Consider the following 26,281-nt stretch of genomic DNA (forward strand, 5'->3'; position numbering starts at 1 on the left):
GCCAGTCGATCGTCGTTGATGGCGGCGAGTGCATGTCATAACAGGGCAGAGCCGCCGGGAATTGTGGCGGCGGCGGAGTGTCCTGTAGAATACCCTTGGCAGGGTCTGGAATAGGGGGATGTGGCAGCGTGATAGTGAGGTCTAATGGCACGATCGCAGATTAAAATTATCGTAGACGATCGCGTGCGGCTGCTTTCGGCAGCGCTCGCTGCGACGAATTGGCCTGCGGATGAGCAGGCTGTGCACCGCCACCGAGCACATCTGCATGCCCGGCAAACAGGGGAGTGGGCCAAGCCCTACGCCGGACACCGTGCCGTCCGGCAGCTTGAAGCGCTGCTCGCAGAAGGGTACACGCTGGACGATTTGTACGGCTACGTCCTCGACCTGAGCTACCCCGACCTTGAGCCGCAGATCGTCTATCCGGCGTCATTCAACGGCTGGAGCGAGGCTCTGCTCGATTTCGCGCTGACGTCGGATCTCACCGGGTGGTGGGCCGCGAACGAAGTGCCCTGGCAGGCTGCGTGCGAGCAGGCGGAACAGGTCATCGGGCGGACGTCGGTTGCGGCGCTGTTGGACGCTTTCTGCGGGACCGTCCCACAGCATTTGTGCTTCATGCCGAACGTTTCTTATCCAAGCGAGCGGCAGATCGGCGTGCTCACGGGGGATACCCTGCTGTGTGTCGTGCCGCCGCCGGTCGCCTGGGGCGACAACGAGCCGTGGCCGTTTGATGACGACGCCGTGTACGTGCTGCGCTGCGCGTTCTCCGAGTACGCCCGCGTGCTGATGATGCACTCCATCCGTGACGCTCGGCTGAACAACGGCCAGCCGGTTGTCTGGGATGACATGCAGCTGCGGCTGTTCGTGGCGGGCGCGGTGGCCGTATTTCTCGATCAGGCGGTCAGCCCGCGCGAAGCTGGAGCCTACGTGCTTATGGAGCGCCGGGTAAATGGGCTGACGGCGCTCCCGCAGGTGGTCGAACAGCTCAAGCATTATCTGGCTGAGCGCGAAGCGGGGCACTACCGGCACTTTTTGGAGTACCTGCCGCGTTTTTCAGCGTTTGTCGAAGGTGTTACCAATAGGGCAGGCTCGTCCGGTACATCTTAAGCCGCGCGATGTGCGCTGTGAGGAGGGAACCGCGATGGATGAACAGGTTGTCCTGGTAGAACGCCCCGCCGACGGGGTTGGGTTGGTCCGGCTGAACAGGCCGCGCGCGCTGAATGCGCTCAACGGGCCGCTCATGTATGCGCTGATGGACGCACTCGACGCAATGGACCGCGATCCCGCGATCCGCTGTATGGTGATCACGGGTAGCGACCGCGCGTTTGCTGCCGGGGCCGATATCAGCGAGATGGCCCAGGCGACACCCGCCGAGATGGTCGAGATGGCCTTTATCGCCCGGTGGGAGCGCCTGCGCGCGATTCGCAAGCCCGTGATCGCGGCAGTGAGCGGTTTCGCGCTGGGCGGTGGCTGCGAGTTGGCATTGGCCTGTGACCTGATCGTCGCTTCCGACACGGCGGTTTTCGGCCAGCCTGAGATCAACCTGGGCGTGATTCCCGGCGCAGGTGGCACACAGCGGTTGGCGCGCACGATCGGCAAGGCGCTGACGATGGAAATGGTGCTCAACGATCGCCGCCTGACTGCCGCTGAAGCCGAGCGTTTTGGTCTGGTCAACCGTGTGGTCCCGCTCGCGGACTACCTCGATACCGCGATCACGATGGCGGCCCAGATCGCGGCGCGCGCCCCTGTCGCGGCGCAGGCGGCGAAGGACGCGGTGAACGTGGCCCTCGAAACGTCTCTCACGGCTGGATTGGCCTACGAGCGCAACCAGTTTTACGCGCTTTTTTCCACCCAGGACCAGAAGGAAGGCATGACCGCGTTCCTAGAAAAGCGTTCCCCCACCTGGAAAGGGAAATGATGCGCTCGCCCGCTGTGAGGGATCGCTGTGCCTGAACCGGACCGCATCCTCCTTCTGTGCACGGCGCACCTTCAAGCTGACTTTGATCGCTTCGCACGCCTCGGCACGCTGCTCCGTCGTGAGCGGCAGGCTGCGGCAGGTGCACCCGTATTCGTGCTGGATCTGGGCGACAGCGGTGCAGATGGCGTATGGCTCTGTCAGGCGACGGAAGGCCGCGCGCCGTTCGTCGTGTTGGACGCAGTGGGTTACGATCTGGCAGTGACGGGTAAGCTGGAAGGGAACGATCTCACGCCAGAGGCGCTGGAGATGCTGCGCGACACCGTGGCAATGACCCTGCTGCCGTGGCAGGCATCGGCGCGGCTGGCACGTGGCGATGTGGCATTCGAAGTCACAACAGGCGGCGGCGAGCGCAGCCCATTTGTGCGCCTGGATCTCGATCGCGCCACCGTGCCGGAACAGGGTTCGCCGCTGTCTGAGATTGGCGATGTGCCGCCGAGATCGCTGTTGCGTCTGGTGGTCGCATGGCCTGAGTGGCAGGGCAGAGACGTGGCGCTGCTTGACATCGACGCCGCGGCGCCCGATCCGGTGGTGCAGGCCGCCATTGATTTCGTGATGAGCGAAGCTCGTGCCTATGCGCAGCGCAAGGGGGAATCTCATGATTCAGGCTGATCTGGTACAGCGGTTGGACGACTTTTTCGACACGGCGGCGTACGACGAGCGTGGCCTGTGGACCGGCTTGTTGTCGCCCTCCGACGTGCAGATCTACGAAGCATTTGCTGAAACGGAGTTTCTTGAAGGTCCCTGGAACGGCCTGATGCTGGACAGCACCCAGGAGATCGACCGCGTGTACCTGTGCGTGTTCCCCGACGAGCAGGTGCTCGATGTCGTGCTGGCCACGGAACTGGAACGCGCCGCCCCGGGATCGCTCATCTTCGCCCACTATCCCGCCGATCTCGAAGAATCGGGGCGTGGATTTGTCGGCGTGCAGGAAGCCCAGATGGAAGCTCTGCGCGAGCACAACATCAGCTACTACTGCTGTCACGCCCCGCTGGACTGCCATCCTGAGATCAGTACGGTCGCGGCGCTGGCGAAGGCGCTCAAGCTGTCCGATATGGAACCGTTCGCGCCCGATGGAGGGCAGGTGCGTGGGCTGCACGGCAGGCTGCGTGATGCGGATTTTCCGGCGCTGGCGGAGCGTGTGGCCGAGGTCACGGAGCTGCCCGCGCTGCATTACAGCCAGGTGCGGTTTAACGCGATGCCGGTCGAGCGTGTCGCGGTGATTCCCGGCAGTGGCGAGCGCGCCGATTATCTGTCGTCCGTGCGGGATCTGGGCTGCGATACGTACATCACCGGGAGCTGGTGGCCGCGCGGAAATACGCCTGATGTGGCATCGCGCCAGTCCGACTTGCGCGAGCTGGTGCCTTCACTGCCGATGAACCTGTTGGGGACGTCGCTGTACGCCAGTGAAATGGTGGTCCTGCGCGACCAGATGCCGGCCTGGTTCCGCAACGCTGGAATTGAGGCGCGCTTCGTCCGCCAGTCGGACCCCTGGCGCTGATCTGCCTCGCCTCCCTGCGACAAAAAGAGCGGGTTCGCGCCCGCTCTTGAATATCACAAAATCTGTTTCTCTCCCGCTTGTTCGGGGCCCCGTTTTTCCCTCCGGCTTACCCCTTCAGCCCGGTCGTGGCGATGCCCTCCGTGAACTGGCGCTGCGCGATGAAGTAGATCACCAGCACCGGTACCAGCGTGATTACCGACGCGGCCATCAGCAGATGCAGATTGGCCCCCGCTTCCGAGGTGAACGCATACAGCCCGTAGGAGATGGGCCGCCACCTGTCGGAGAACGTCACCAGCAGCGGCCATTCCAGCGCGTTCCACGTGCCGATGAAGGTGAAGATCACCGTGGTCACGATGGCCGCGCGCGAAATGGGCACGACGATTTGCAGCAGGAACCGGAAGTGTCCTGCGCCGTCGATGCGCGCGGCATCCCAGAGTTCTTCGGGAATTTGCAGGAAGAACTGCCTCAACAGGAAGATGCTGAACGTGCTGGCGAGGAACGGCACGACCAGCGCGGGCCAGTTATCCATCCACGGCCAGGAGATCGGCCCGTCCACGGTCAGCGCATCGCCCAAACCCAGCGTGTTTTCCAATCCAATCGCGTCCACCACGTCGTACAACGGCTCCGCGATGGCTTTGCGGGCATCCGTGATGCCCCAATCGTCTTGTTTGGCCGGGAAGTCCTTGGTGAAGAAGTTGTGCATGTTGCTGACCGTGATGCGGTTGGGGATCAGCACAACCATCGTCGGAATGAAGATGGTCGCCAGGAACAGGCTGAACAGCAGGCTCCTCCCCGGGAACTCGATCTTGGCGAATGCATAGGCCGCCAAAATGGAGGTGAAAGTTTGCCCGATGATAGTCAGCGCCGCGATCTTCACGCTGTTGGTGAAGTAGCGCGAGAAGTTCGATTCGTCCCAGGCTTCGATATAGTGCGCCGCGCCGCCGACGACCACGTAGTGTTGGTCGGCAGTCCAAATCTGGTTGAGCAGCGGGAGATCGATGTGCAGGTACAGCTCCGCATACCCGATCTTCTGCGTGCGCAGGTATTCGTGCAGTGTCATGGCCTGCTGCCGCTGGCTGGACTCGATCTGCGAGCGCACCGATTCGAGATACGAGGGTAGATCGTCGTTTTCGAGGTAGCTGCCCATAGTGCGTTCGAGATTGGTCTGGGTCGTCGTGTGGAAGGAGATAAACTCGCCGCTGGGCAGGAACCGCCCGCGCACGATATCGCCCGTGCTTTGCAGCGACGTGCTGACCATCCACAGGAACGGCCACACGAAGATGATGGCCCCAAACGTCAGCAGGGTATACACCAGCACGCGGAAGGGATTGAAGCGCACCTTGCGGCGGACCGGCACGGTCGTCGCCAGGGCATTGGGCTGGCGGTCCTGAGCGGCCTGTTGGGTACGGGTTGTGCTAGCCATAGAACACCTGCCTCTGCGAGAGCCGGTTTTGCGTCATGGTCAGGACCAGAATCACGGCAAACAAGATGAACGCCAGCGCGGCGGCGTAACCGGGATCGTTCGCCGCGTAAAGCTGGTTGAAGATGTAGATGCTCATGGTGTCAACTTCCTGGCCCACGGCCTGCCCGCGCAGCACGTAAATGTGCGTGAAGGCCTTGAACGTGCCGATGATGGACAGCATGGTCAGGAAGAAGGTTGTTGGAGAGAGAAGGGGGATCGTGATGTTGCGGAAGCGCGACCAGCGTCCCGCCCCATCGACCTCTGCCGCTTCGTACAGCTCGCGGGGGATGGCGCCCAGTCCTGCCAGGAAGATCACCGCGTTGTATCCTGCGAAGACCCAGATGTTGTACAGGATGACCGTGAACAGCGCGAGGCTTGGCCCTTGCAGCGCGCCCGGAATGTGCAGCGGGTCGCCGCCCAGGATCTTCTCGTAAAACAGCCGCACGATGCCCGAAGGTTCGTTCAGCCACAGCAGCGGATCGACGCCGAAGATTTTGAGGACTTCGTTGGAGAGCGCGTTGGGCTTGCTGCTGAAGATGACCAGGAACACGGCGGCAGTCGCCACGCTGGGCGCGATGTAGGGCATAAAGTAAATCACCCGGAACATCGACTTGCCCCACGAGATTTCCGAAAACAGCAGGTGCGCCAATCCCAGGCCCAGCGCCAACTGGACCGGCACGGTTCCGATGGCGTACAGTGCCGTTCGCACAAGTGCGTCGAGTGTGTCCTGCGTGTCGCGCCCGGACATCGTGACCGTGCGCGGCAGCTCGCTGATCGTCAGCCAGCCGCCGACCATGAGCATCACCGCCAGTAGCAGCATCACACCGAAGCCGCGCTTGGTTTCCTGCTTCTGCAGGTTCTGCCACACGAGATAGGCCGCGCCAATGAGCAGCATGCCCGTGCCGATCAGGAACACCTGCGGCCAGTACATCAACTGCGCGGCGAGCGTATCGGTGCGCAGGTTGGCGCGGGGGGATTCGCCGGTTGCGGCCTGATACGCCAGTTTCAACTGGTCGTCGGTGAGCAGGTTGAGCGCGCTGGCAGCCTGCCGGTTGAGCTGGACGGCGCTGAACAGGTAGAGGAACAGGCCGATGATGGCGGCTCCCATCAAGACGCGTGTGATGCCCAGCCAGCGCCGCGCCTTGTGCTCTTCCTCGTCTAGCTGGTGGCGCGTGTGGTTGATGACCAGAATGTTCGCCAGCGCGACCAGAACGCCCAGCGCAGCCAGCATCTGGTTGCGCAGCGGCTGCGTATAGCCGCGTGCCAGAATGACGTTTTCACCGATATTGAGCGCGCTGTAGATTTGCTGTGTCGTCACCGACTGAGGATCTTCGGCCAGCAGGCTGAGATCGAGCGTTTGTCCCATCGGCAGCCCGGTGAGGGTGCCTTCTGTTTCGGTCCCATCCGGCAAAATGACCTTGATCGGCTGGTTGTTCGACAGCGCGACGGACAACTGTGATACCCGGTCTACGGCGACGTCGGGGAAGGCATCTGGCGCGACGGTCGCCTCGACCGTTTCGTCCCCGACTTTGACCTCGACGGTCACGTCGCCATCCACCACCAGCCCTGCGATGCGCGCGTCTTCGGCAGCAAGATCGACTTTGGTGTTCAGAATGTCCTGGTTGAAGATTTGCCCTGCGATGCGCTGTGCCTGCGCGACATCATCCTGCATCTGGTTGGCGGCGTAGACCGTCAGCAGGGTTGCCAGCACGATGAATGTGCTGGTCAGCAGGCTCGCCATGATCAGCGGCCCGCTTTGAATGCGCGCGAGACGGATAGCGAGGTAGTAGAGCAGCGCTGCTGCGGGAACTGCCAGCAGCAGCCAGCCGATCGTGCCCAGGTCCAGCTCGTGAATGAGCGCCGGACCGCCGATCCATACCACGCCAAAGGCAGCCAGCAGGCCCGCTGTGATGGCGAGACTGCGCTCGTGTCCGGCGAAGGCCCGGCCCTGCGTCTGATCGGCGGCGAAATACCCCGCCAGCGCCGTCAGCAGCAGCACGATCGTCACCCAGCCGATGCCCTCCGCGCCGGTCACGAGGTCGAAGGCCATGACCATCAGCCCCAGCGCGCCCAGCACGCCGCAGGCTACGTAATACCACGGGCGCGGACCGCCCGTTTGCCACGCGGCATACAGCGTGCGCCAGCTCCGGTAGCCCGCATAGAGCAGAATGAGGGCGACAGCGAACAGGATGATATAGGTCAGGCTGCCCATCGAGCGCACGTAGTTGCTCAGCCCAACGTAGCGGTTGGTCAGCGGCGAGCCGGATTTGAGGCTTTCGTAAAAGCCCATGATCACCGGCCACAGGCCGAACACAAACGTGACAATGGCGGCGGGCAGCACAAAGGTATAGCCGATTATCGCCTCGCTCAGTCTGCGACGGCGTTTGCCTGCGCGCAGATTGGCGTCGATCGCAGCAGGCGTGGGCGTGTTCCTGGTTTCGTCGGTCATTGGCGTCTTACATCCACTTAACGGCTCAGGCGCAGTTGTGCCACAGAAACTGGGTGGAAGGGCGGATGAATCTCTGGTGTGATTGTCTTTATGGAACAGTAAATTGACCTAAAACATGCATTAAAGATTTTTAAGCCGGGTAAAGAAGATTTAATGTACGGGGATAGAGGTAGAGTTTTGCAAACAGGTGAGGGCGGGGGAGTCGGCGTAAGTCGGGGTGCAAGGGAGCGGATCGGTACAGGCATGCGATGTCCCGTGCAAGTGACGGAACTGGGAGTCGTGTCGCAGCACTGCGCGCGTGGTTTAAGCATGAAGGGTCGCACCATGAATGGGACTAGGCCGCTTTCTGTGCTCCAATGTTACTGACGGACCCGCGCTTATGCAACCGTTTCTGTGCGTCCTGACCAAAATTGCGCTTTTCGCGGCGCTTCCAAAACTGGGCCGGAGAGAGGTATTTCAGGCGAAGCTGAGGCTTGACAATCGCCTGTGCTGCCGCTAGAATGTTTCCTACTTAACAATTGAGTTGTTCGTGCAAAAAAGCGCTGAACGGAAGTAGTAGGCCATCGTCGCAGTGAGCCGGGAGCAGTGGAAACCGGTGAGCGCCCACGACGAGCGCGAAGGCCGAACTCGTCCGGAAGCTGCGCGGCTGAACCCCAGTAAGCCGTGCCGGTAACGACCGTTATCCGTTATGAGTGGGTGGCACGCCACATAACACACCTGGGCCCGTAGCTCAATTGGGAGAGCGCCACAATGGCATTGTGGAGGTCAAGGGTTCGAACCCCTTCGGGTCCACCACTTTTTCATATCGCCACCAACCAGGGTGGTACCACGGAGTCCTCTTCGTCCCTGAATGTCAGGGATTAGTACGAAGAGGATTTTTATTATTTTCTGACAGTATTGTAGCCGATTTGGGGTTAGTCTCTTTATTATAAAGTAAAGCAGGTGCACTTTTCCGTACTGTAATGCTAGGCGCGAAAGGGATCATTGATGACCAAAAAGAAGCAGCCGACGCTTGCGGAACGTCTTCAGGAACTGCTTGAGTCGCTGAAAGGTGCGCTTACGCCGCGCCAACTTGCTCCTGTGCCGATCCCGGTGCGCGAGGATCCCTACCGCCGCCGCTGAGTAAACGCTCGACCGGCTGCGGTGCGATCGGTACCGCAACCAGGCACAGGCAGGGTGGGTTGGCGCTGAGCTGCCAGACCTTGCCGCAATATGCCTGTGCCCATTCACTGAAAGCCTACGGCCCAGCATCCCGGTAAGCATATGTTGATCGGGAGCCTGGGCCGTTGTGTTTTTTACGCCTGTTGCAAATGGGGAAGGAGCTGTGCATGATGAAAACGACCCTGTACAATTATGAGCCGCACTGCTTCTGCCTCCTCGCGGGCCGCCGGACTCACGGCGTTGTAGGCTGTATGTTGGCTGACGTTTCCCGGTGTGTTCGCTTCGATTAGAACTTAGCTGACTGGAGCACGAAAACAAGCATGGCAGACAAGTATACGCCGCAAGAAATCGAACCCCGCTGGTCAGAGCGATGGGAGCGCGAGGGCAAGAACCGTTCGGTGGTCGATCCTGACCGCGAGAAGTTCTACGCCCTGACGATGCTGCCCTATCCCAGCGGCGACCTGCACATCGGTCACTGGTACGCGATGACGCCATCGGATGCGCGGGCGCGGTGGCTGCGGATGCGCGGCTATAACGTGCTGTTCCCGATGGGCTTCGACGCGTTCGGCCTGCCCGCCGAAAACGCAGCGATCCAGCGCGGTATTCACCCGAAGATCTGGACGTATCGCAACATCGACAACATGCGCCGCCAGCTGCGTACGATGGGCGCGATGTTTGACTGGGAACGCGAGGCCGTTTCCAGCGATCCCGAATACTACAAGTGGACGCAGTGGTTCTTCCTGCAGTTCTACAAGTACGGGCTGGCCTACCGGCAGCGCGCGGCGGTGGACTTCTGCCCGCACTGCAACACGACGCTGGCCCGCGAGCAGGTCTGGGGCGACGACCGTCACTGCGAGCGGTGCGGCACGCCCGTCATCAAGAAGGATCTGGAGCAGTGGTTCTTCCGCATCACGAAGTACGCCGACGAGCTGATCGACGATCTGGACTGGATCAAGTGGCCGGAGCGCGTCAAGCTGATGCAGAACAACTGGATCGGGCGCAGCGAAGGCGCGCACGTCACGTTCCACACGGAGCAGGGCGATCCGATCACGGTCTTCACCACGCGGCCCGACACGCTGTGGGGCGCGACGTTCATGGTGCTGGCGCCGGAGCATTCGCTGGTGGACAAGATCACCACGCCGGAGCAGCGCGCCGCCGTGGACGCCTACATCGACGAGGCGTCGCGCAAGACTGAGATCGACCGCACCGCCGAAGGAAAAGAGAAGACGGGCGTCTTCACAGGCGGCTACGCGATCAATCCAGTCAACGGCGAGCGCATCCCGATCTGGATCGCGGACTACGTGCTGATCAGCTACGGCAGCGGCGCGATCATGGCCGTGCCCGCGCACGACCAGCGGGACTTCGAATTCGCGCGCAAGTATGACCTGCCGATCCGCATCGTCATCCAGCCGGAAGGCGAAACGGACCTGGACCCGTCCAAGATGACCGAAGCGTGGCCCGGCGAAGGCGTGATGGTCAACAGCGCTGAGTTCGACGGCACGTCCGCGCACAAGTCGAGCGACGGCAAAAAGAACGAGGCCGTGGGCGTCGTCACCAAGTGGCTGGAAGCGCGCGAGATGGGCCACGGCGCGGTGAACTACCGCCTGCGCGACTGGCTGATCAGCCGCCAGCGCTACTGGGGCGCGCCGATCCCGATGATCTACTGCCCGGACTGCGGCGTCGTGCCGGTCCCCGAAGAGGATCTGCCCGTGCTGCTGCCGGATGACGTGGACTTCCGCCCGACCGGCGAAAGTCCGCTGCGCTATCACGAGGGTTTCCTGAACACGACCTGCCCGGCGTGCGGTGGCCCCGCGACGCGCGAAACGGACACGATGGACACGTTCATGTGCTCGTCGTGGTACCCGTACCGCTACCTGTCGCCGCACTACGACGGCGGCCCGTTCGACCCCGAAGAGGGTGCGTACTGGCTGCCGGTGGACCAGTATACGGGCGGCATCGAGCACGCGACGATGCACCTGATGTACACGCGCTTCTTCACCAAGGCCATGCGCGACTGCGGGATCCTCGAGCCGACGGAAGCGATCGCCAAGGCTATGGGGCGCGACACGGAAGGCATGTACGACGAGCCGATGCTGGGCCTCTTCAACCAGGGCATGATCCTGGGCGAGCCGCGCGATGGCAATACGATCGTGGCCGAGGGTACGTTCGAGGGCGGCAAGCTGAACGCCGCCACCGTGCGCGTCGTGCCGAATATCGAGGATGCGCCCACAAGCAACGGGACCGACCGCGTGGTGGGCGAGGTGATCTCGCGCAAGGAACTGATCCTGAACGTAATGACGCCGGACGGCGCGTCGGTGGTAGTCGATACGGACGATAACACCACGTTCGAGGTCCCCGGCGTGGGCGCGAACGCGACCGTGGAGAGCATCCGCTATCACCTGGACGTCGAGAAGATGTCCAAGTCAAAGGGCAACGTCATCGCGCCGGACCAACTGGTGCAGGAGCATGGCGCGGACACGGTGCGCGCGTACCTGATGTTCGCCTTCGAGTGGGAAAAGGGCGGCCCGTGGAACAGCCAGGGCATCCAGGGGCCCAAGCGCTGGTTGAACGACGTGTGGGATCTGACGCTGAACGGCGCGCCGCAGGGCACGCCTGACGAGAAGGCCGACCGTGACCTGCGCCGCAAGGTGCACCAGACGATCCAGCGCGTCAATTACGGTCTGGAGACGTTCGGGTTCAACACGGCGGTGTCGGCGCTGATGGCCCTGCGCAACGACCTTCAAGCGGCGTACCGTGCGGCGAACGTCAGCGAGGGCGTGTGGAACGAGGCGATCGAAACGCTGCTGCTGCTGATGGCTCCGTTCACGCCGTTCGTCACCGAAGAACTGTGGACGAAGACCGGGCACGAGTACAGCATCCACGACCAGCGGTGGCCCGTCTACGACGAGGAAATCGCCGCCGAGGACGAGATTACGCTGGTAGTGCAGGTAAACGGCAAGGTCCGCGACCGCATCACCGTTCCGGCGGACGTGAGCGAAGAGGATGCCAAGCGGCTGGCGCTGGAAACCGACGGCGCGCAGCGGCACATGGACGGCAAGCCGCCGCGCAAGGTGATCTACGTCGCGCAGCGCGGCATGGTGAATATCGTCGTGTAGCGTTCGCGCTTCGCGTAGTCAAGAGCACAAGTACAAGCCGGGGCATCGTGGCGGAAACGTCACTGTGCCCCGGCTTTAGTTTGCTCCTTTTTTACATCAATGGGGACTCTACGCCGCTCAGCCCGACGATTTAAGTGTTTGATGGTCCAGTACGTCAGGGGCATGGCGCCGATAAAACCACTTACGGAACCGCAGTAGAAAGACAGGATTGCGTTCGCGATATTGCCAAATTCGGACGAAGGGTCTGTCAATTGCGTGAAAAGCAATATTAGCGCTGCTGAAAGCGCGATAGCGAGGATAAGGTATATCACCGCCGACTTAAAGATAAGGCTCATTTTCATTCACAGTCTAAAAATCATCGATGTAGTAACTGTAAATAATCAGCGTTCCGTACACGGGCATTGAGGCCAAACCGGGTGGATTCTCGCTGCGCCTGAAACTAGATGTCGAACTCACGCCAAGCCGGTAGATATCTTTTTGACTGGCATCAACCAGCGAAATGGTGATGCACTTATAATGATTTTTGTAGTGACAGAAACTCCTGTGCCCAATATTCCGTCCCTCAGACGCCGTGGGTATAGTATCCAGGTGCCCTAGCCCAGCGATTCGCCATGCTCCATATTCGTCTCCAGTTGTCAAAAACGGCGTCGCGAAGTCCTGATAGTAACGCGTGACTTCATCCAGCGATTCGGCACTCCAGTAATACACGCTCTTTTGTGCGGAATTCGCACCGTATGTTGACATGTCGCTGAACACCATCCGGGCGCCATCTATTACCTTGAAATTTTGCTTTATTTTCCATTCCCTGAAGGTGGGGATTCCCCAAAACGTGCCAAACAAAGCCACACAAGGGGCGAACATGATAGCTATGATGACAAATCTTGGAAGCCATTTCCGCATGCCGCCAATCCTCATGCTGTCAACTTACCTGGGGGCGATTGCAGTTTGCGGGGTGGAGTAAAAGCGGGCAGTCCTGCGACCGCCCGCCGCGTGAAGCGTCTCTACTTTTCCCCAATCGCAAACAGCATCGTCGCGCCGTGGATGCCGACCTCATCCAGCCGCCGCAGAAGCATGTCCGCTTCGGCCTGGATCGCGTCGAAGTTGGGCAGGTCTTTTGCTTTGTCCAGGTAGCGCGTGATCTGGCGTTTGGTGAACTCCGTGCGCGCGATGTCGGTCGCCTCGCCGTCGAAATCGGCATAGTCGAAGTACTCGACGCGGCTTAAACCCATGTTTTCGACAAGGACGACGATCTGCTGGCGGGTGAACGTCTCGGTGTGATCGATGCCCAGCGCGGCGTCGATGCGCGCCCACCAGTGATGCGCCAAAACGTGGGTCATCTGCGTTTCGGTCTGGTTGTCGGAATACATATCCCCGATCAGAACGTGGCCACCCGGCCTGAGCACGCGCATGATCTCGTCCATCACCTGCGCGGGATCGGCAAAGTGGTGCAGGGAGCGGGTCGTCGTCACCGTGTCGAAGCTGGCGTCGTTCAGTTCCAGGTGATGGGCGTCCATCCGCTGGAATTCCACGTCGTCGCTCTCAAAGACATTCTCGTCCTCGAAGGTGCGCAGCGTGATGTCCACGCTGTCCACTCCCAGGAACCACTCGTAATCCTTGAGCGTCTCCATCATCCACTGGATTGTGCTGCCGGTCCCTGTGGCGATGTCGAGCACGCGCCCGCCGGAAATCGCGCCGATGGCCTGATCGATCTGTTCTGCATCGTTCATCGTGCAAAGCCTCCACGGTAGGGTACAAAAATGCCCACGACTATTGTACGTGGGCAGCGGTGATTTCGCGTCAAAGTGGGGGAAACTGAGTTATTCCGCGTCGGCGTCCGGTTCGGATGACTCGTCCGCTGAGTCGTCAGGGTCGGCGGGGGCATCCAGGGCGAATTTGTGTCCTGAGCGGTGCTCACGCTCGTCGTCGGGGCCGCGCACGATGGTCACCGTGCCGTGGCCGAGGACGGAGTAGTAGCCTTCGGGATGGCACACCAGCGCCGTATTTTCCTCGATGCCGATCAGCGTGACGCCGTCGGGCAGGTCGGCCAGCAGACGCTCCGGTGTAAAGCGCATCCGCATGCTGTCATAGCGGGGCATGATCGCCAGATGGGGCGCGAGGGCGAGGCCCGGCTCCCATCCACCGTCCAGCCAGTACACCGCGCCGGTTACCATCGCAGTCGCGCCGACGCCGAACAGCGCGCCCTGGCGGTTCAGCATGTTTTGCAGCGACTTTTCGGTGTGCGTGCCGTGAATCTGCTCGACGAAGTAGACCGGACTGCCGTCGGTCAACACGATCGCGTCGGTTTTATCCAGGCCGCCATAGTTCGCAGCAGTGTTGGCCGAGAGCTGATCGGTGATCTCGACGTATTCGGGGAAGGTGGCGACACTCTGGAAGAAACGGCTGGTTTCCTGCGCGACCAGGATCGGTTTGCGCAGCTCCGCCAGCGGCACGATCGAGACACGCGGGCGGTGCTCGCCGCGAATCAGGCGCAGCCAGTCATAATGAAGCTGCTTATTTTTGGGCGTAAAGGCGTCGCCGCCGTGCAGGATGAGCGTGCCTTCCATCGAGGCTCCTTCATGTGGGGTCTGTGGTCGTCGAACACTGCTGGGTGAGACCCAAGTCGATCTATAAGCCGCATTCTGTACCCACCGCGCGTGCGGCGGGCGGCGATCATCTATCTGGGACGCCGGTTGCCCGGCGACTCAAGCGACCTACCCGGAACTGGTAGCGGGGCGGGCAGCCCCTCATTCCTGCTTGGTCTTGCTCCCGGTGGGGTTTGCCTGGCCGCTCGTGTCACCACGAGCGCCGGTGCGCTCTTACCGCGCCGTTTCACCCTCGCCCTGCACACGGCAGGGCAATACACTTCTCTGTTGCACTATGCCGTCGGGTCGCCCCGCCTGGCCGTTAGCCAGCACCGTGCCCTGTGGAGTACGGACTTTCCTCAGCCTGCACATGGCAGGCCGCGATCACCCAATCGACTTGAGCCTCGACGGGCTATTATACCATAGGCGGCAGGGCGCGTCGCCGGTCAGTCGTCCGCGACGAAGGCGGCGAGGGCGTGCCACGGGGATTCGTCCCAGAAGGCACGCGCCGCGCCTGAGGTGGAGGGCAGCACCCAGATCCGCGTCACCGCGACCATCTCCGGCTGCAAGCCATACGCGGGGATGCGGTGACCCAGGAATTCCTGCGCGGCGCGTTTTCCGGCGAATGCGACCACGCGCGGCTGGAACTGCTCGATCTTGGCGCGCAGGCCCGCCGCGTCGAAGTCTTCCGGGCGCAAGACGTCGTCGTTACCGACTGCGTTGGGAGCCATGCCGGTTAGGCCGAGGCCGTACTGGGTCACAGTCTGGAATTCGGTGGCGTCCAGGCGGCGGGGCGTGAACCCCGCCGCGTAGAGGATGTTCCAAAAGCGGTTGCCCGGCCCGGCATAAGGTGCGCCAACAGCAGCCGCGCGGGTGCTGGCGGCGGTGCCGACGAAGACGACCTTGAGGCCGGGCGCGAGCACATCGGGCAGAACGGGCATCAGTCGCTTTTCGCCCCCGGCTCGATGACTTCCAGCCCGCCCATGTACGGCTTGAGCACGGTGGGAATCATCACGCTGCCGTCACGCTGCTGGTAGTTCTCGATGACGGCGATCAGCGCGCGGACCATGCCCAGGCCGGAGCCGTTGAGCGTGTGCACGAAGCGCGGACGCGCGCCCGGCTCCGGGCGGTAGCGAATGTTGGCGCGGCGGGCCTGGAATTCCTCGGTGTTGCTGCATGAGGACACTTCGAGCCATTCCTGGCTGCCGGGGGCCCACATCTCGACGTCGTACTTCTTCGCGGCGGAGAAGCCCAGGTCGCCGGTGACGATTTCCAGGCGGCGGTAGGGGATCTCCAACATGGCGCAGACGTGCTCCGCCGCTTCGGTCAGGGACTCCAGCTCGGCGTAGCTCGTCTCCGGCGTGGTGAACTTGTACATTTCCACCTTTTCGAACTGGTGGACGCGCTTCAGGCCGCGCACGTCTCGTCCGGCGCTCATCTTTTCGCGGCGGAAGCAGGGCGTGTGGGAGACGTAATAGAGCGGAAGCTGGTCCGGGTCGAAAATCTCGCCCGCGTGCATGTTGGTCAGCGCGACTTCCGCCGTGGGCAGCATGTACAGCTCGGATTCCTGGTCGAAGTACACCACGTCACGGAACTTGGGGAACTGCGCGGAGCCGTACAGCGCGTCCTCGTGCACCATGAACGGTGGGTAGATCTCAGTGAAGCCGTGCTGTGTGGTGTGCACGTCGAGCAGCCACGCGATCATGGCGCGGTAGAGACGCGCACCCATGCCCTTGAGGATGTAGAAGCGCGTGCCGGACAGCTTAACGCCGCGCTCGAAGTCGATGATGTCCAGCGCCGGGCCGAGATCCCAGTGCGGCAGCGGATCGAAATCGAAGGCGCGCATTGTGCCCTGCGGCGTCCAGATCTTATTTTCCTCTTCGCTCGCGCCCAGCGGGACGGACTCGTGGGGCAGGTTGGGGATCCACAACTGCTGTTCGGTCAGGCTCGCCTCGACCTCTGCGATCTCCGCGTCCAGTTCTCCGACGCGCGTCCCCAGGCGCTTGAGGCGTTCGGTGAGGATGTCGAACGCGGCGGCAACGTCTTCCTTCGTCGCGTCGGGCAGATCGGCTTCGGCGGGTGGATTGGTCATGCCATCGAGTGCGGCGTCGATGTCGCCTGCTTCGAGCGCGGCGATCACGCGGTTCACAGCGGCGACGGTTTGCGCGGGGGTGAGCTGCTTGTTGCCCCGGAAGCGGCCCATCTGCTTGTTGAGCTGGTTGCGGTTGGCCTTGATGGCTTCCGCTTCGGTCAGCAGCTCGCGGCGGCGCTTATCGAGCGCGACGATCGTGTCGATGCGTGCGAGCGCGGTTTCGTCGTGCAGCTTGTTGATTTGTTCTTTGACCCACTCGGGTTTCTCGCGGATCAGGGCGATATCGATCATCGAAATGACTCCTGCTTGGTAGCTGGCAAGGCAAAACGCAAAAGATACGTGTGATGGTTCAGGTTCAAACGCGCGCTGCGGCTTACGACGGTTTGGCGGGCCAGAGAAAACCGGAGGCGCACGAGGTGGTCAGTCGCGCGAGTCGTCGCGGTGCGAACTGGGCGAGCGCGAGAGGTCCGCGTACAGGCGCAGCGCGGCCAGCGCCGACCCGATGATAATCGTGGCGAGCACGAGGCCGTCCCAGATTTCCGGTTTCATAAAGTCGAAGTGCATGGTGTACGCTCCTATCCAACCAACAAAAAATCCCCGCGCCTGGGCTCAAAAGCCAGGACGAGGGGACTCGTGGTGCCACCTGGATTTGTCCGCACCTCACGGCGCAGACCTCGGGGAGTCGCTGGGACTCACGCGCGGTAACGGGCGGACCCGGCCAGCCTTAGCGCACCTCGCGGTGGGGACGGCGGCAGCATATTGGGAGTGGACGCTGGCCTGGGGGCACTGCCGCCTCGCACCATCCGGCGGCTCGCTGAAAGTTGCCCAACAGGGGTGGCTCCATCAAAGCTGATGCAGTGCAGTGTAGCAAACGCGCCGGGCGCTGTCAAGACGGTTGAAACCGGTGTGAAGGTGCGAGTTTATGAGATTTGAAAAGAAAATTGAACCGATTGAGCACCTTAGCGATATGTGTAGTATGGGGGACGGTGAAACCAACGGTGTATGTGCTACACAGCCCTGCTGCGTGCCTGTTGGGCGAGTGCAGGCTGTGCCCTCAAAACAGGTAAAACATCATTGCCTGACAGGATGGATAAAGGGTACTCTCAATGGTCGGCGTGCGTTCGTCTGTCCGTGACGGAAAAGCTGGCGGCGAACGAGCGGTAACCTGGGAAAATCACGGCGGAATTTGCGGGGGCGGTGGCTTTCGCACATAATTTCGCCGTTTTGAGCGGCCTTGTTTCGAAGTGTGGCATCTCTTGTTGGTTCACCCTGCTAGAGTGCCAAGGGAGAGATTGCGTTTTGACCGTCTTAATGGAGGTCAAGAACCTCAGTACACGTTTCCATACTGAAGACGGGATCGTCCATGCTGTCAATGGGATCTCGTACGCGCTTCACGAAGGGGAAACCCTGGGTGTCGTGGGCGAAAGTGGCTGCGGCAAGAGCGTGCACGCCCTGTCTATTATGGGCTTGATCCCGCAGCCGCCGGGTGAAATCCCGACGGGTGAGGTGATCTTCCGTGGGCGCGATCTGCTGAAGCTGTCCAAAAACCAGCAGCGACTGGTGCGCGGTGCGGAAATCGCCATGGTGTTCCAGGACCCGATGACGTCGTTGAATCCGGTCCTGACGATTGGCCGCCAGATCACCGAGGCGCTGAAGCTGCACCTGGGCATGGACAACGAACAGGCGCGTGCCCGTGCCGCCGAACTGCTGACGATGGTCGGTATTCCTTCGGCCAGAGAGCGCCTGGACGATTACCCGCACCAGTTTTCGGGCGGTATGCGCCAGCGCGTGATGATCGCCATGGGTATTTCGTGCAACCCGCAGCTTCTGATCGCAGACGAGCCGACCACGGCGCTTGACGTAACGATCCAGGCACAGATTCTCGATCTGGTTCGCCGTCTGCGCGACAAGATCGGCATGGCGATGATCTGGATTTCGCATGACCTGGGCGTGGTGGCTGGTCTGGCCGACACGGTTCAGGTGATGTATGCGGGCTATATTGTCGAGCGTGGCCCCGTGAAGGATGTTTACGCCGACCCGCGGCACCCGTATACCATCGGCCTGCTCGGATCGCTGCCCCGCCTGGACCAGAAGAATGACCGGCTGTACTCGATCGAAGGTGCGCCGCCGGACATGCGCTATCTGCCCAAGGGCTGCCCCTTTGCCGCCCGCTGCCCGTATCGTATCGCAAAGTGCGATGAAAATCCGTCGCTGCTGCCGGTTGCTGGCGGTTCACCGGAGCATATCTCAGCTTGCTGGGTTGATGTTCGTAATAAGGAAGTAAAACATGAGTCAAGCTACGCCTAGTGTGCGCACGGCTACTGCCGCCGGTCCATCCGCGTCCACTAAACGGGAAGTCCTGGTTGAAGTCAAGGATCTGAAGAAACATTTCCCGATCAAGTCGGGCATCCTCGTCCAGCGCGAAGTCGCCGCCGTGAAGGCGGTGGACGGCGTATCGTTCCACATTTTCCGGGGCGAGACGCTGGGTCTGGTGGGGGAGTCGGGCTGCGGGAAATCTACCACGGGCCGCACGATCCTCCAGCTTTACCGCCCGACGTCGGGAAGCGTGAAGTTCGAAGGCCAGGAGATCAGCGATCTGAAGGGCGAATCGCTGCGCAAGCTCCGTCGTCAGATGCAGATGGTGTTCCAGGACCCGTATGCGTCGCTGAACCCGCGTATGTCGGTTGGGCGTATCGTGTCCGAGCCGCTGGTCGTGCACAACATTGGGTCCAAAAAAGAACGTGACGATCGCGTGGCGGAACTGCTCGAACTGGTGGGCCTGAACCCGTACTTCGTGAATCGTTACCCGCACGAGTTTTCGGGCGGCCAGCGCCAACGCATCGGGCTGGCGCGCGCGTTGGCGTTGAATCCCTCGTTTATCGTGGCTGACGAGCCGATCTCGGCGCTGGACGTGTCCATTCAGGCGCAGGTCGTGAACCTGCTCCAGAAGCTTCAGGACGAACTCGGCCTCACGTACCTGTTCATCGCACACGACCTGAGCATGGTTCGCCACCTGTGCGACCGTGTCGCCGTGATGTATCTGGGCAAGGTCGTCGAGGTTGCGGAGAGCGAGGAACTGTATACCAACCCGCTTCACCCGTATACGCAGGCGCTGCTGTCGGCAGTGCCGGTTCCCGATCCCATGGTGGAAGAGACGCGCCAGCGCATCATCCTGAAGGGTGACGTGCCCAGCCCGCTCAACCCGCCCAAGGGCTGCAACTTCAATACCCGCTGCCCGGTGTCCGTCGATGTGTGCTTCGACGAGGATCCGGAACTGTTGGAAGTGCTGCCCGGTCACTGGGTGGCCTGCCACCGCGTGATTTAGGGTCAATAGGGCCCACTTCTGCAGGAGCTACGAGCTTCCCGGAATAGTTATGAAGAGAGCCAGCAGTGGCTCTCTTCGAGCCGGGCTCGCAACTAGAAGGAGAGATGATATGGCTGTTGCCGAAGGCGCAGAACCAATCTCATTGCACGAAGAAGTTAAGCCGAGCGCGAGTCCTCTGCGGGACGGGTGGCGGCTGTTCAGCCGTAACAAAGCATCGGTTGTGTCGCTTATTCTTTTGGCGCTCATTTTTGGCGTTGCACTTACTGCTCAATTGTGGACCAAAGTCGGGCTGCTCGATGGACGCACAGGAGCCAGCGCGCGCCATACGATCAACCCGGCCAATGTCGCTTCACAGGACCAGTTCCCCGATCCGGGCATTTGCGCCCGCGACAATCAGGATCGCAATCCGTACTGGTGCAACTGGCTGTCGAAAGACGTGCTCGCTACGGTGCAGGATTCGTACTGCTACTATCCTGAGCCGGATACGACCCAGAAGCAGTGGTGCTATTTGCTGGGCGGCGACAGTCAAGGTAAAGACTGGCTGAGCCAGACGATCTACGGCGCGCAGATTTCGCTGGCCGTGGGTGTCGTTGGCGCGACGATGAGCCTCGTGCTGGGCTTGATTTATGGCCTCATTGCGGGCTTTTACGGTGGCCGTCTCGATAACCTGATGATGCGCATCGTGGACTTCATGTACGGTATTCCGTACCTCGTGCTGGTTATTTTGCTCCAGGTCTTCTTCACCCAGATTGCGCGTGAATATCAAGATGCCGGACGGAGCGGCTTTGTCGGGTTCGTGCTCGATCTGAACCAGGACATGGGCGGGCTGCTGTTCCTGTTCTTCGCGCTTGGGTCGTTGAGCTGGATCGGCATGGCGCGTCTGGCGCGCGGTCAGGTGTTGGCGTACCGCGAGAAGGAATTTGTTGAGGCGGCGCGCGCCGTGGGGGCCAGCGATCGCCGGATCATCTTCGTGCACCTGCTGCCGAACGTGATCGGGCCGCTGATTGTGTCTGAGACGCTGGCGATTCCCGGCTATATTTTCACTGAGGCGTTCCTGAGCTTCATTGGCCTCGGCGTGCAGCCGGGCGTGCCAAGCTGGGGCGCTATGATCAGTGAAGTGCGCGAGCGTGGTGCTTACTATTCCAACCGTCACCTGTTGATCGTGCCCAGCATCGCGCTGGTTCTGACGACCCTGGCCTTCAACTTCCTGGGCGACGGTTTGCGTGACGCCCTTGACCCCCGCCTGCGCGGCACGTAGGTCGAACATTCGCGTAATGAGGAGAACACTTAACGTGACCAAACAAACGACGCGTATTACCGGGGGACTGCTGCTGGTGGTGGTATCGATGCTGCTCGCCAGCCTGGCTTGCTATTCCGGGCAGATCCCCGGCGTATTCGAGCTGACTCCCTACTATACCGAAACGCCGCTGCCGCCGGTTGAGGGTGCACGTTTCCAGGTGGGCGACACGGCCCTGACGTCTCAGGAAACGCAGTCCCTGTTTAACCTGACGACGTATCCTGAGCCGCTGCAGCGCAGCCTGATCAACTCCAAGTCGATGTGCCTGCCGAATACCCCCGCGCGTGTGCTCTATGCGGGGCAGGGCGGAGACGGCAATGTGTACTATCTGGTGGAGTGCGGTGGGTCTGCCGGGTGGGCCGTCGATCAACGGCTGGCTGGGCCGCTGGAATTCACGACGGGCGAGCTTGCGCTGACGGTGGCGTCTGAAGGCAAGACCCAGATCCAGATGCTGGACAAGACGACCAACTTCCAGCCGGTTATGTTCCCGGCCTGTACGCCCGGTGCTGTTGTTTCGATCCTGGGGATCGAGGCGGTGGACGTGGATGGCGACGGCATCAAGGACGTGTTCTATAACGTGGACTGCGGTGCAGGTGCTGCTTATTTGACGGCGGAAAACCTGGCTGGCCCGTTGGAACTGAACAAGGGCGACCGCGCGCTGGCGATCCCGGCAGAGGGCGTGACCGACAACACGTACGATCTGGCGAGCGAACCTGCTCCTGTGACGAGCGAGAACGCCGTCGAGGGCGAGTGCAACGTCGGCTCGATCCTCACGACGGAAGGCATCCAGCTGGTCGGGGACACGGTGTACTACCAGATGGCGTGCGGTGAAATCGAAGGCTGGACGACGCAAGATGACTTTGTCGGTCCGCTGCTGTACGACGCGGGCGACAACGTCGTGATTTATATGCCTGCGATCCCGATCTATGAAGACGAGCTGCCGACGGCTGATACCGGCGACGAGGCGGCCAGCGATGAAACGACCGGCGAGGAAGCCGTGGTCGAACCGACGCCAGTTGAAGATACTACCGGGGACGGCACGACGACCACTGGTACCGAAGATCGCGTCGTGGTGCAGTACACGCCGCCGCTGGAACTGACCGACAACCCCGCTCCGGCTGTGTCGGATGGCGACGACGCGAATGTCGTGGGCCAGTGCCCGTCGGGCACGGCGGCGAACATCGAGGACTACACCGGCGCGGATACGGTGTACTACAAGATCACGTGTGAAACCTGCGCCGAAACGACGACCGACGAAAACGGTAACGAAGTCTGCGCGCAGTCGGTGACGAATGAAGGTTGGGCTCCGCAGAGGTATCTGCAGGGACCGCTGGCGTTCATGCCCGGCGATCACGTGATGTTCAAGGATGCAGGCGATACGGATGACGAGGGCAACCCCGTGGCACGTATCCCGCTCCAGCCGACGTACATCGTGGGCGCGAATACGCAGCTTGCGGGCCGCTGCCCGCTGGATGAAGGCGTGGACATCGTCGGCCTTCGTACCGAAAAAGACCGGACGCGCAACGCATTCAGCTTCTACTATCAAGTCCAGTGCCAGGGCGATCTCGCCACGGCGGATGGGTTTAATACGGGCGGCGCGGACACCGTTATCGGGTGGGCCAGCGAACGCAGCCTGGAAGCTCCGGCAGAATAAACTTGCGCATGGATAGCCCGGCGCGGTGTGTGCATCGCGCCGGGAAGAGGATATGAGAGATGAGTGCAACCGTATCAGAAAAACAGCAAGTGGGGACGCGGAATAGTATTTCCAGTGCCCTCGACTCGCTCTTCCGCTCCCTGGGTGGCGCGAGCATGCTCAAGTTCCTCATCCGGCGGCTGCTGGCGGCGATCCCGGTGTTGTTTGCGATCACCCTGGTTACTTTTGCGCTAACACACCTGCTGCCGGGCGGCCCGTTCGACGCGGTCGGCCAGCGCCGGATGCCCCAATACATGGTGCGCCAGCTCGAAGAAAAGTTTGGCCTCAACAAGCCGCTGTTCTTCAATACCTGGAACGATGGGTACTATCCCGACGGCGACAACTGGAAGATCATCGGCTACCATACCGAAACCAAGACGTTGGGTGGCAGCGAATCCGGCCAGGTGAACGAGGTTGACGAGAGAGTTCTGCGGATCGACCTGCTGGACTCGCAGTTCTTCAACTACGTGTGGGGCGCGCTGCACCTCGACTTCGGCCCATCGCTGAATATCGCGCTGCGCGACCAGGGTGTGATGGTGCAGGAGGAGATCGCGCGGCGGCTGCCGGTGTCGATGCAGGTCGGCGTGTTCGCGGTGGTCCTGGGCTTCCTGTTAGGCATTCCATTGGGCGTGCTGGCTGCTGTATACCACAACTCGTTTGTAGACTACTTCGCCATGTTCTTTGCAGTGATCGGACAGAGTACGCCTGCCATTGTGCTGGCGCCGCTGCTGATTATTATTTTCGCGGTCGAGCTGGGCTGGGTCCCGGTTATCGACCAACGAAACGTGTGGAGCAACGGGCCGGAGTTCACGCTCTACTACCTGCAAATTCTGGCGCTGCCGGTGATCACGCTTGGCGTGGGCATGAGCGCAGGCATCGCACGCCTGACGCGCGCCAGCTTGCTCCAGGTGCTGCATGAAGACTATGTGCGCACGGCGCGGGCGAAGGGTCTGCGCGAGCGCGTGGTGATCTACGTGCACGCGCTGAAGAACGCCCTGATCCCCGTGGCGACCATCCTCGGTCCCATGCTGGCGGCGGTGCTGACCGGTACGTTCGTGGTCGAGCTGATCTTCAGCATCCCTGGCCTGGGGAAAGTCTTCGTCGACAGCGTGACCGCCCGCGACTACACCATGATCATGGGCGTGTCGCTACTGTACTCGGTGTTCCTGATCATGGGGAACATTCTGGTGGACATCATGTATACGTGGCTCGACCCGCGTATCCGTTTCGACTAAACCGATCTACCCAACTTAACCTTGTGACAAACAAAGAGCGCAGGCGGCCGCCCGCGCTCTTTGCGTTGATCCTCCGCAGGGGAGCGGTGCTTGTGCATTTCACCCTTGCCGTTACAATTAACTTGGGTGCAGGCGTGTGATCGCACGATCCCCCTGGAACAGAACGGGTCGTGATGGTGACGGGGTGTTTCGTGGGTGGCTGAGGAGCAAACCAGGATGTTCTACGGCAGGATGGACATTTATTGGCCTGATGGTCCGGTCGAGAGCTACCGGCTCGAAAAACCGACTGTCGCCATTGGACGTTCAACCGGTAATGACATCGTGCTCGATACCACGGCGGTGTCGCGGTATCACACCACCATCTCATTCCGAGGCCAGCAAGCGGCGCTGGAAGATCTGGCGTCGGTCAACGGGACGTATGTGGACGGCGTGCGGCTGGCCGCCAACGAGCCTTATTCGCTGCGGGGCGGCGAAGAGATTCAGATCGGCGACGTGCGTCTGATCTTCCACCCGGCGGCGGAAGAAACCCTGGCTTCGGGCGATACCACACAGCGCATCGTGGTCACCCAGCCGACCTACCGCGTCGAGCTGGAAGGCCCGGACATGGCCGTCGCGCCCGGCGCGCACACACAGGCTACGGTGCGTATCGAAAACCTGGGCGACGAAGAAGATCACTATTTCCTCGAAATCGACGGGCTGCCTAAGGGCTGGGCGCGGATCGATCAGGTTGAACTCGAAGTGTCGCCCGGTGGTCAGAATCAGGCCGTTATCAGCTTCAAGCCCCTGCGCCGCAGCGAAAGCCTGCCCGGCGATCACCGTTTTATGGTGCGCGTGCGGTCCCGCTCGAACCCAGCGTATACGGTCGATGCTCCGACGACGCTGCACGTGCTGCCGTTCAGCGGGTTTGGCATGGCGCTGGGAACCACACAGCTGGTCGCTGGCGAACCTTTCAAGCTCTACGTGCACAATCAGGGCAACGCGCCGCTGCCGATCACCGTTCAGGGTGCGGATCGGGCGCGGCAGCTTCGTTTCCGCCCGCCAATGTCGCGGCTGACGCTGGCTCCGGGCGAGCGGCAGACCCTGAACGGTGTGGTGGGGTTGCGCCGCAGACGGTGGTTCGGCGCAACCCGCGAGCATGAATTTGCTGTTGTGGCCCGGTCGCATGATGCGGCGGGCTTTTCGGCGTCCGTGCCCGGCACGATGACCGAGGCGGGCGTTTTGCCGGGGTGGGTTCCCGTGCTGGCGATCCCGGCAGTGCTGCTGCTGGCGGCGCTGTTGATCGGCTTCGTCGTGCTGGTGCTCGATCGCGCGGGCGAACCGGAACCGACGCCCGTGCCGCCCGCGATCAACCGGTTTGAAGTGTCCAATGCGGCGCTGACGCTGGGCGACGTGACGGACGTGATCTGGGACGTGACGGGCGCGGAGGATCTGGTGCTGATCGTTGCGCAGGGGAATTCCGAGCGGCGGGTTCCATTGACGGCGGAAAACGCGCCGCTGCCGCTGACGTTCGACCAGACCGGGCAGTTCCACCTGACGCTGCATGCAACGCGCGGCGAGATGGAATCGACGGCTGAGGCTACCGTCGAAGTGCGCCCGGCGGTGACTCTGACCCTTCAGGCGGGCGAGACATCCACCCTCATTCGCAATGCGGAGCAGACGGTTACCCTGACGTGGACCGTCAACGGCGCACAGTCGGTGGAGGGCGGGGTGAATGTGCAGATCGAAAGTTCCGATCCGTCGCTGGCGCTACCGACAGGGGCGCTGCCTGCCTCCGGCTCACAGGATCTGACGGTCGTGCCGCAGGCTGGCGCGGTCGAGTGGCTGGTGACGCTCAACGCGACGGGGCAGGATGGTGTCGTCGCCAGCGTGACGCAGAAGCTGCCGATCGCCGATCCGGTTTGCGAGCTGACCGTGGCCCGCACGCTCGTGCGGCGTGGCCCAGGAGAGAGCTATCCCGCCGCTGCGCCGACGTTGGAGCGCGCCGCCAACGGCACGGCGCTGTCGCCGCTGGCACGCGATCCCTCGGGCGAGTGGCTGCTGGTTGAACTTGGCACGAGCGGCGAGGCGCGTACCGGGTGGGTCGTCGCTGTCGATTTTAACTGCACGAACGTCGATCCCGGCCAGTTGGTCGTCTCCGAGAACTACCCCGAGCCGCCTGTTCTGACGCCTTCTCCTACTGCCAGCCGCGTCCCGACCGGCACACCCGCTTCGGCGACGGCGACTCCGACGGGCGCAAGTGCGACGTCTACTGCGCGCCCCGCAGCTTCCCGGACGCCGACGGGGCCCTAAAAGCGGTTTTACGCGCGACCTTCTGTTAAAATATAGAACATCCGTTGTGTTTGTCCCCGGCGGCGAGCGTGCGTAACGCCGGGCAGCAAGTGGGTAGACGGTGAAAT

The 26,281-nt window shown here is 61.8% G+C and carries 20 protein-coding genes, 1 tRNA gene and 1 other RNA gene; 13 read left to right on the top strand and 9 right to left on the bottom strand.

Features of this window, described 5'->3' with window-relative positions:
- Positions 1-144: 144 nt before the first annotated feature.
- The 4 genes from V7116_RS04155 to V7116_RS04170 are packed head-to-tail and all read left to right on the top strand — an operon-like array spanning position 145 to position 3,473.
- Entirely contained in the window at positions 145-1,104 is a 960-nt protein-coding gene (locus V7116_RS04155) for a hypothetical protein (RefSeq protein WP_324390621.1), read from the top strand.
- A gap of 34 nt (positions 1,105-1,138) precedes the next feature.
- Positions 1,139-1,915, top strand: coding sequence for an enoyl-CoA hydratase-related protein (locus tag V7116_RS04160; protein WP_324390622.1), 777 nt, complete (start codon positions 1,139-1,141; stop codon positions 1,913-1,915).
- 27 nt (positions 1,916-1,942) lie between these two features.
- On the top strand, positions 1,943-2,584 hold the full coding sequence (locus tag V7116_RS04165) for a hypothetical protein (RefSeq protein WP_324390623.1): 642 nt from the start codon (positions 1,943-1,945) through the stop codon (positions 2,582-2,584).
- Positions 2,571-3,473 carry a Nif3-like dinuclear metal center hexameric protein gene (locus V7116_RS04170; protein WP_324390624.1) on the top strand — a complete coding sequence of 301 codons (903 nt, stop codon included), beginning with the start codon at positions 2,571-2,573 and terminating at the stop codon, positions 3,471-3,473. Before V7116_RS04165 ends, V7116_RS04170 begins: the two co-directional genes overlap by 14 nt.
- Before the next feature lie 106 nt (positions 3,474-3,579).
- Here V7116_RS04170 and V7116_RS04175 read toward each other — a convergent pair whose 3' ends face one another.
- Together V7116_RS04175 and V7116_RS04180 are read right to left on the bottom strand one after the other, a co-directional pair.
- A complete protein-coding gene (locus V7116_RS04175) occupies positions 3,580-4,896 on the bottom strand; it encodes a carbohydrate ABC transporter permease (RefSeq protein ID WP_324390625.1) in 1,317 nt (438 codons plus the stop codon).
- Positions 4,889-7,384, bottom strand: coding sequence for an ABC transporter permease subunit (locus tag V7116_RS04180; RefSeq protein WP_324390626.1), 2,496 nt, complete (start codon positions 7,382-7,384; stop codon positions 4,889-4,891). Before V7116_RS04180 ends, V7116_RS04175 begins: the two co-directional genes overlap by 8 nt.
- 719 nt (positions 7,385-8,103) lie before the next feature.
- On the opposite strand from V7116_RS04180, the gene V7116_RS04185 reads away from it, so the two are divergent.
- From V7116_RS04185 to leuS, 3 genes are all read left to right on the top strand, one after another.
- Positions 8,104-8,179, top strand: a tRNA-Ala gene (locus V7116_RS04185).
- A 192-nt stretch (positions 8,180-8,371) separates the two neighbouring features.
- Entirely contained in the window at positions 8,372-8,506 is a 135-nt protein-coding gene (locus V7116_RS04190) for a hypothetical protein (RefSeq protein WP_324390627.1), read from the top strand.
- A gap of 359 nt (positions 8,507-8,865) precedes the next feature.
- Entirely contained in the window at positions 8,866-11,661 is a 2,796-nt protein-coding gene (gene leuS, locus V7116_RS04195) for a leucine--tRNA ligase (RefSeq protein WP_324390628.1), read from the top strand.
- Positions 11,662-12,009: 348 nt separating this feature from the next.
- Here the strand turns inward: leuS and V7116_RS04200 are convergent, their stop codons facing one another.
- The 7 genes from V7116_RS04200 to V7116_RS04230 form a co-directional block, all read right to left on the bottom strand.
- Positions 12,010-12,561, bottom strand: a complete 552-nt coding sequence (locus tag V7116_RS04200; RefSeq protein ID WP_324390629.1) for a hypothetical protein — start codon at positions 12,559-12,561, stop codon at positions 12,010-12,012.
- 101 nt (positions 12,562-12,662) lie between these two features.
- On the bottom strand, positions 12,663-13,388 hold the full coding sequence (locus V7116_RS04205) for a class I SAM-dependent methyltransferase (RefSeq protein WP_324390630.1): 726 nt from the start codon (positions 13,386-13,388) through the stop codon (positions 12,663-12,665).
- Between the two features lie 90 nt (positions 13,389-13,478).
- Positions 13,479-14,225, bottom strand: a complete 747-nt coding sequence (locus V7116_RS04210) for a Type 1 glutamine amidotransferase-like domain-containing protein (protein WP_324390631.1) — start codon at positions 14,223-14,225, stop codon at positions 13,479-13,481.
- 48 nt (positions 14,226-14,273) lie between these two features.
- Positions 14,274-14,643, bottom strand: an RNA gene (rnpB, locus tag V7116_RS04215) — RNase P RNA component class A.
- A gap of 46 nt (positions 14,644-14,689) precedes the next feature.
- Complete coding sequence (locus tag V7116_RS04220; protein WP_324390632.1) at positions 14,690-15,184, bottom strand: mismatch-specific DNA-glycosylase; 495 nt, start codon at positions 15,182-15,184, stop codon at positions 14,690-14,692.
- Positions 15,184-16,626, bottom strand: a complete 1,443-nt coding sequence (gene serS, locus V7116_RS04225; protein WP_324390633.1) for a serine--tRNA ligase — start codon at positions 16,624-16,626, stop codon at positions 15,184-15,186. Before serS ends, V7116_RS04220 begins: the two co-directional genes overlap by 1 nt.
- Positions 16,627-16,755: 129 nt before the next feature.
- The gene (locus V7116_RS04230) at positions 16,756-16,899 is read right to left on the bottom strand and encodes a hypothetical protein (protein ID WP_324390634.1); all 144 of its coding nucleotides are present in this window, start codon (positions 16,897-16,899) and stop codon (positions 16,756-16,758) included.
- A 735-nt stretch (positions 16,900-17,634) separates the two neighbouring features.
- Between V7116_RS04230 and V7116_RS04235 the strand changes: the two genes are divergently transcribed.
- The 6 genes from V7116_RS04235 (at position 17,635) to V7116_RS04260 (ending at position 26,174) form a co-directional block, all read left to right on the top strand.
- Positions 17,635-18,642 carry an ABC transporter ATP-binding protein gene (locus V7116_RS04235; RefSeq protein WP_324390635.1) on the top strand — a complete coding sequence of 336 codons (1,008 nt, stop codon included), beginning with the start codon at positions 17,635-17,637 and terminating at the stop codon, positions 18,640-18,642.
- The gene (locus V7116_RS04240) at positions 18,623-19,660 is read left to right on the top strand and encodes an ABC transporter ATP-binding protein (RefSeq protein ID WP_324390636.1); all 1,038 of its coding nucleotides are present in this window, start codon (positions 18,623-18,625) and stop codon (positions 19,658-19,660) included. Before V7116_RS04235 ends, V7116_RS04240 begins: the two co-directional genes overlap by 20 nt.
- A 109-nt stretch (positions 19,661-19,769) precedes the next feature.
- Entirely contained in the window at positions 19,770-20,918 is a 1,149-nt protein-coding gene (locus V7116_RS04245; protein ID WP_324390637.1) for an ABC transporter permease, read from the top strand.
- A gap of 34 nt (positions 20,919-20,952) precedes the next feature.
- A complete protein-coding gene (locus V7116_RS04250; RefSeq protein ID WP_324390638.1) occupies positions 20,953-22,611 on the top strand; it encodes a hypothetical protein in 1,659 nt (552 codons plus the stop codon).
- Positions 22,612-22,766: 155 nt separating this feature from the next.
- The gene (locus V7116_RS04255) at positions 22,767-23,885 is read left to right on the top strand and encodes an ABC transporter permease (protein WP_324390639.1); all 1,119 of its coding nucleotides are present in this window, start codon (positions 22,767-22,769) and stop codon (positions 23,883-23,885) included.
- Positions 23,886-24,101: 216 nt separating this feature from the next.
- A complete protein-coding gene (locus tag V7116_RS04260; protein ID WP_324390640.1) occupies positions 24,102-26,174 on the top strand; it encodes an FHA domain-containing protein in 2,073 nt (690 codons plus the stop codon).
- Positions 26,175-26,281 lie beyond the last annotated feature (107 nt).

It is taken from the genome of Aggregatilinea sp., assembly GCF_036822615.1.
Classification (GTDB): Bacteria; Chloroflexota; Anaerolineae; order Aggregatilineales; family Aggregatilineaceae; genus Aggregatilinea.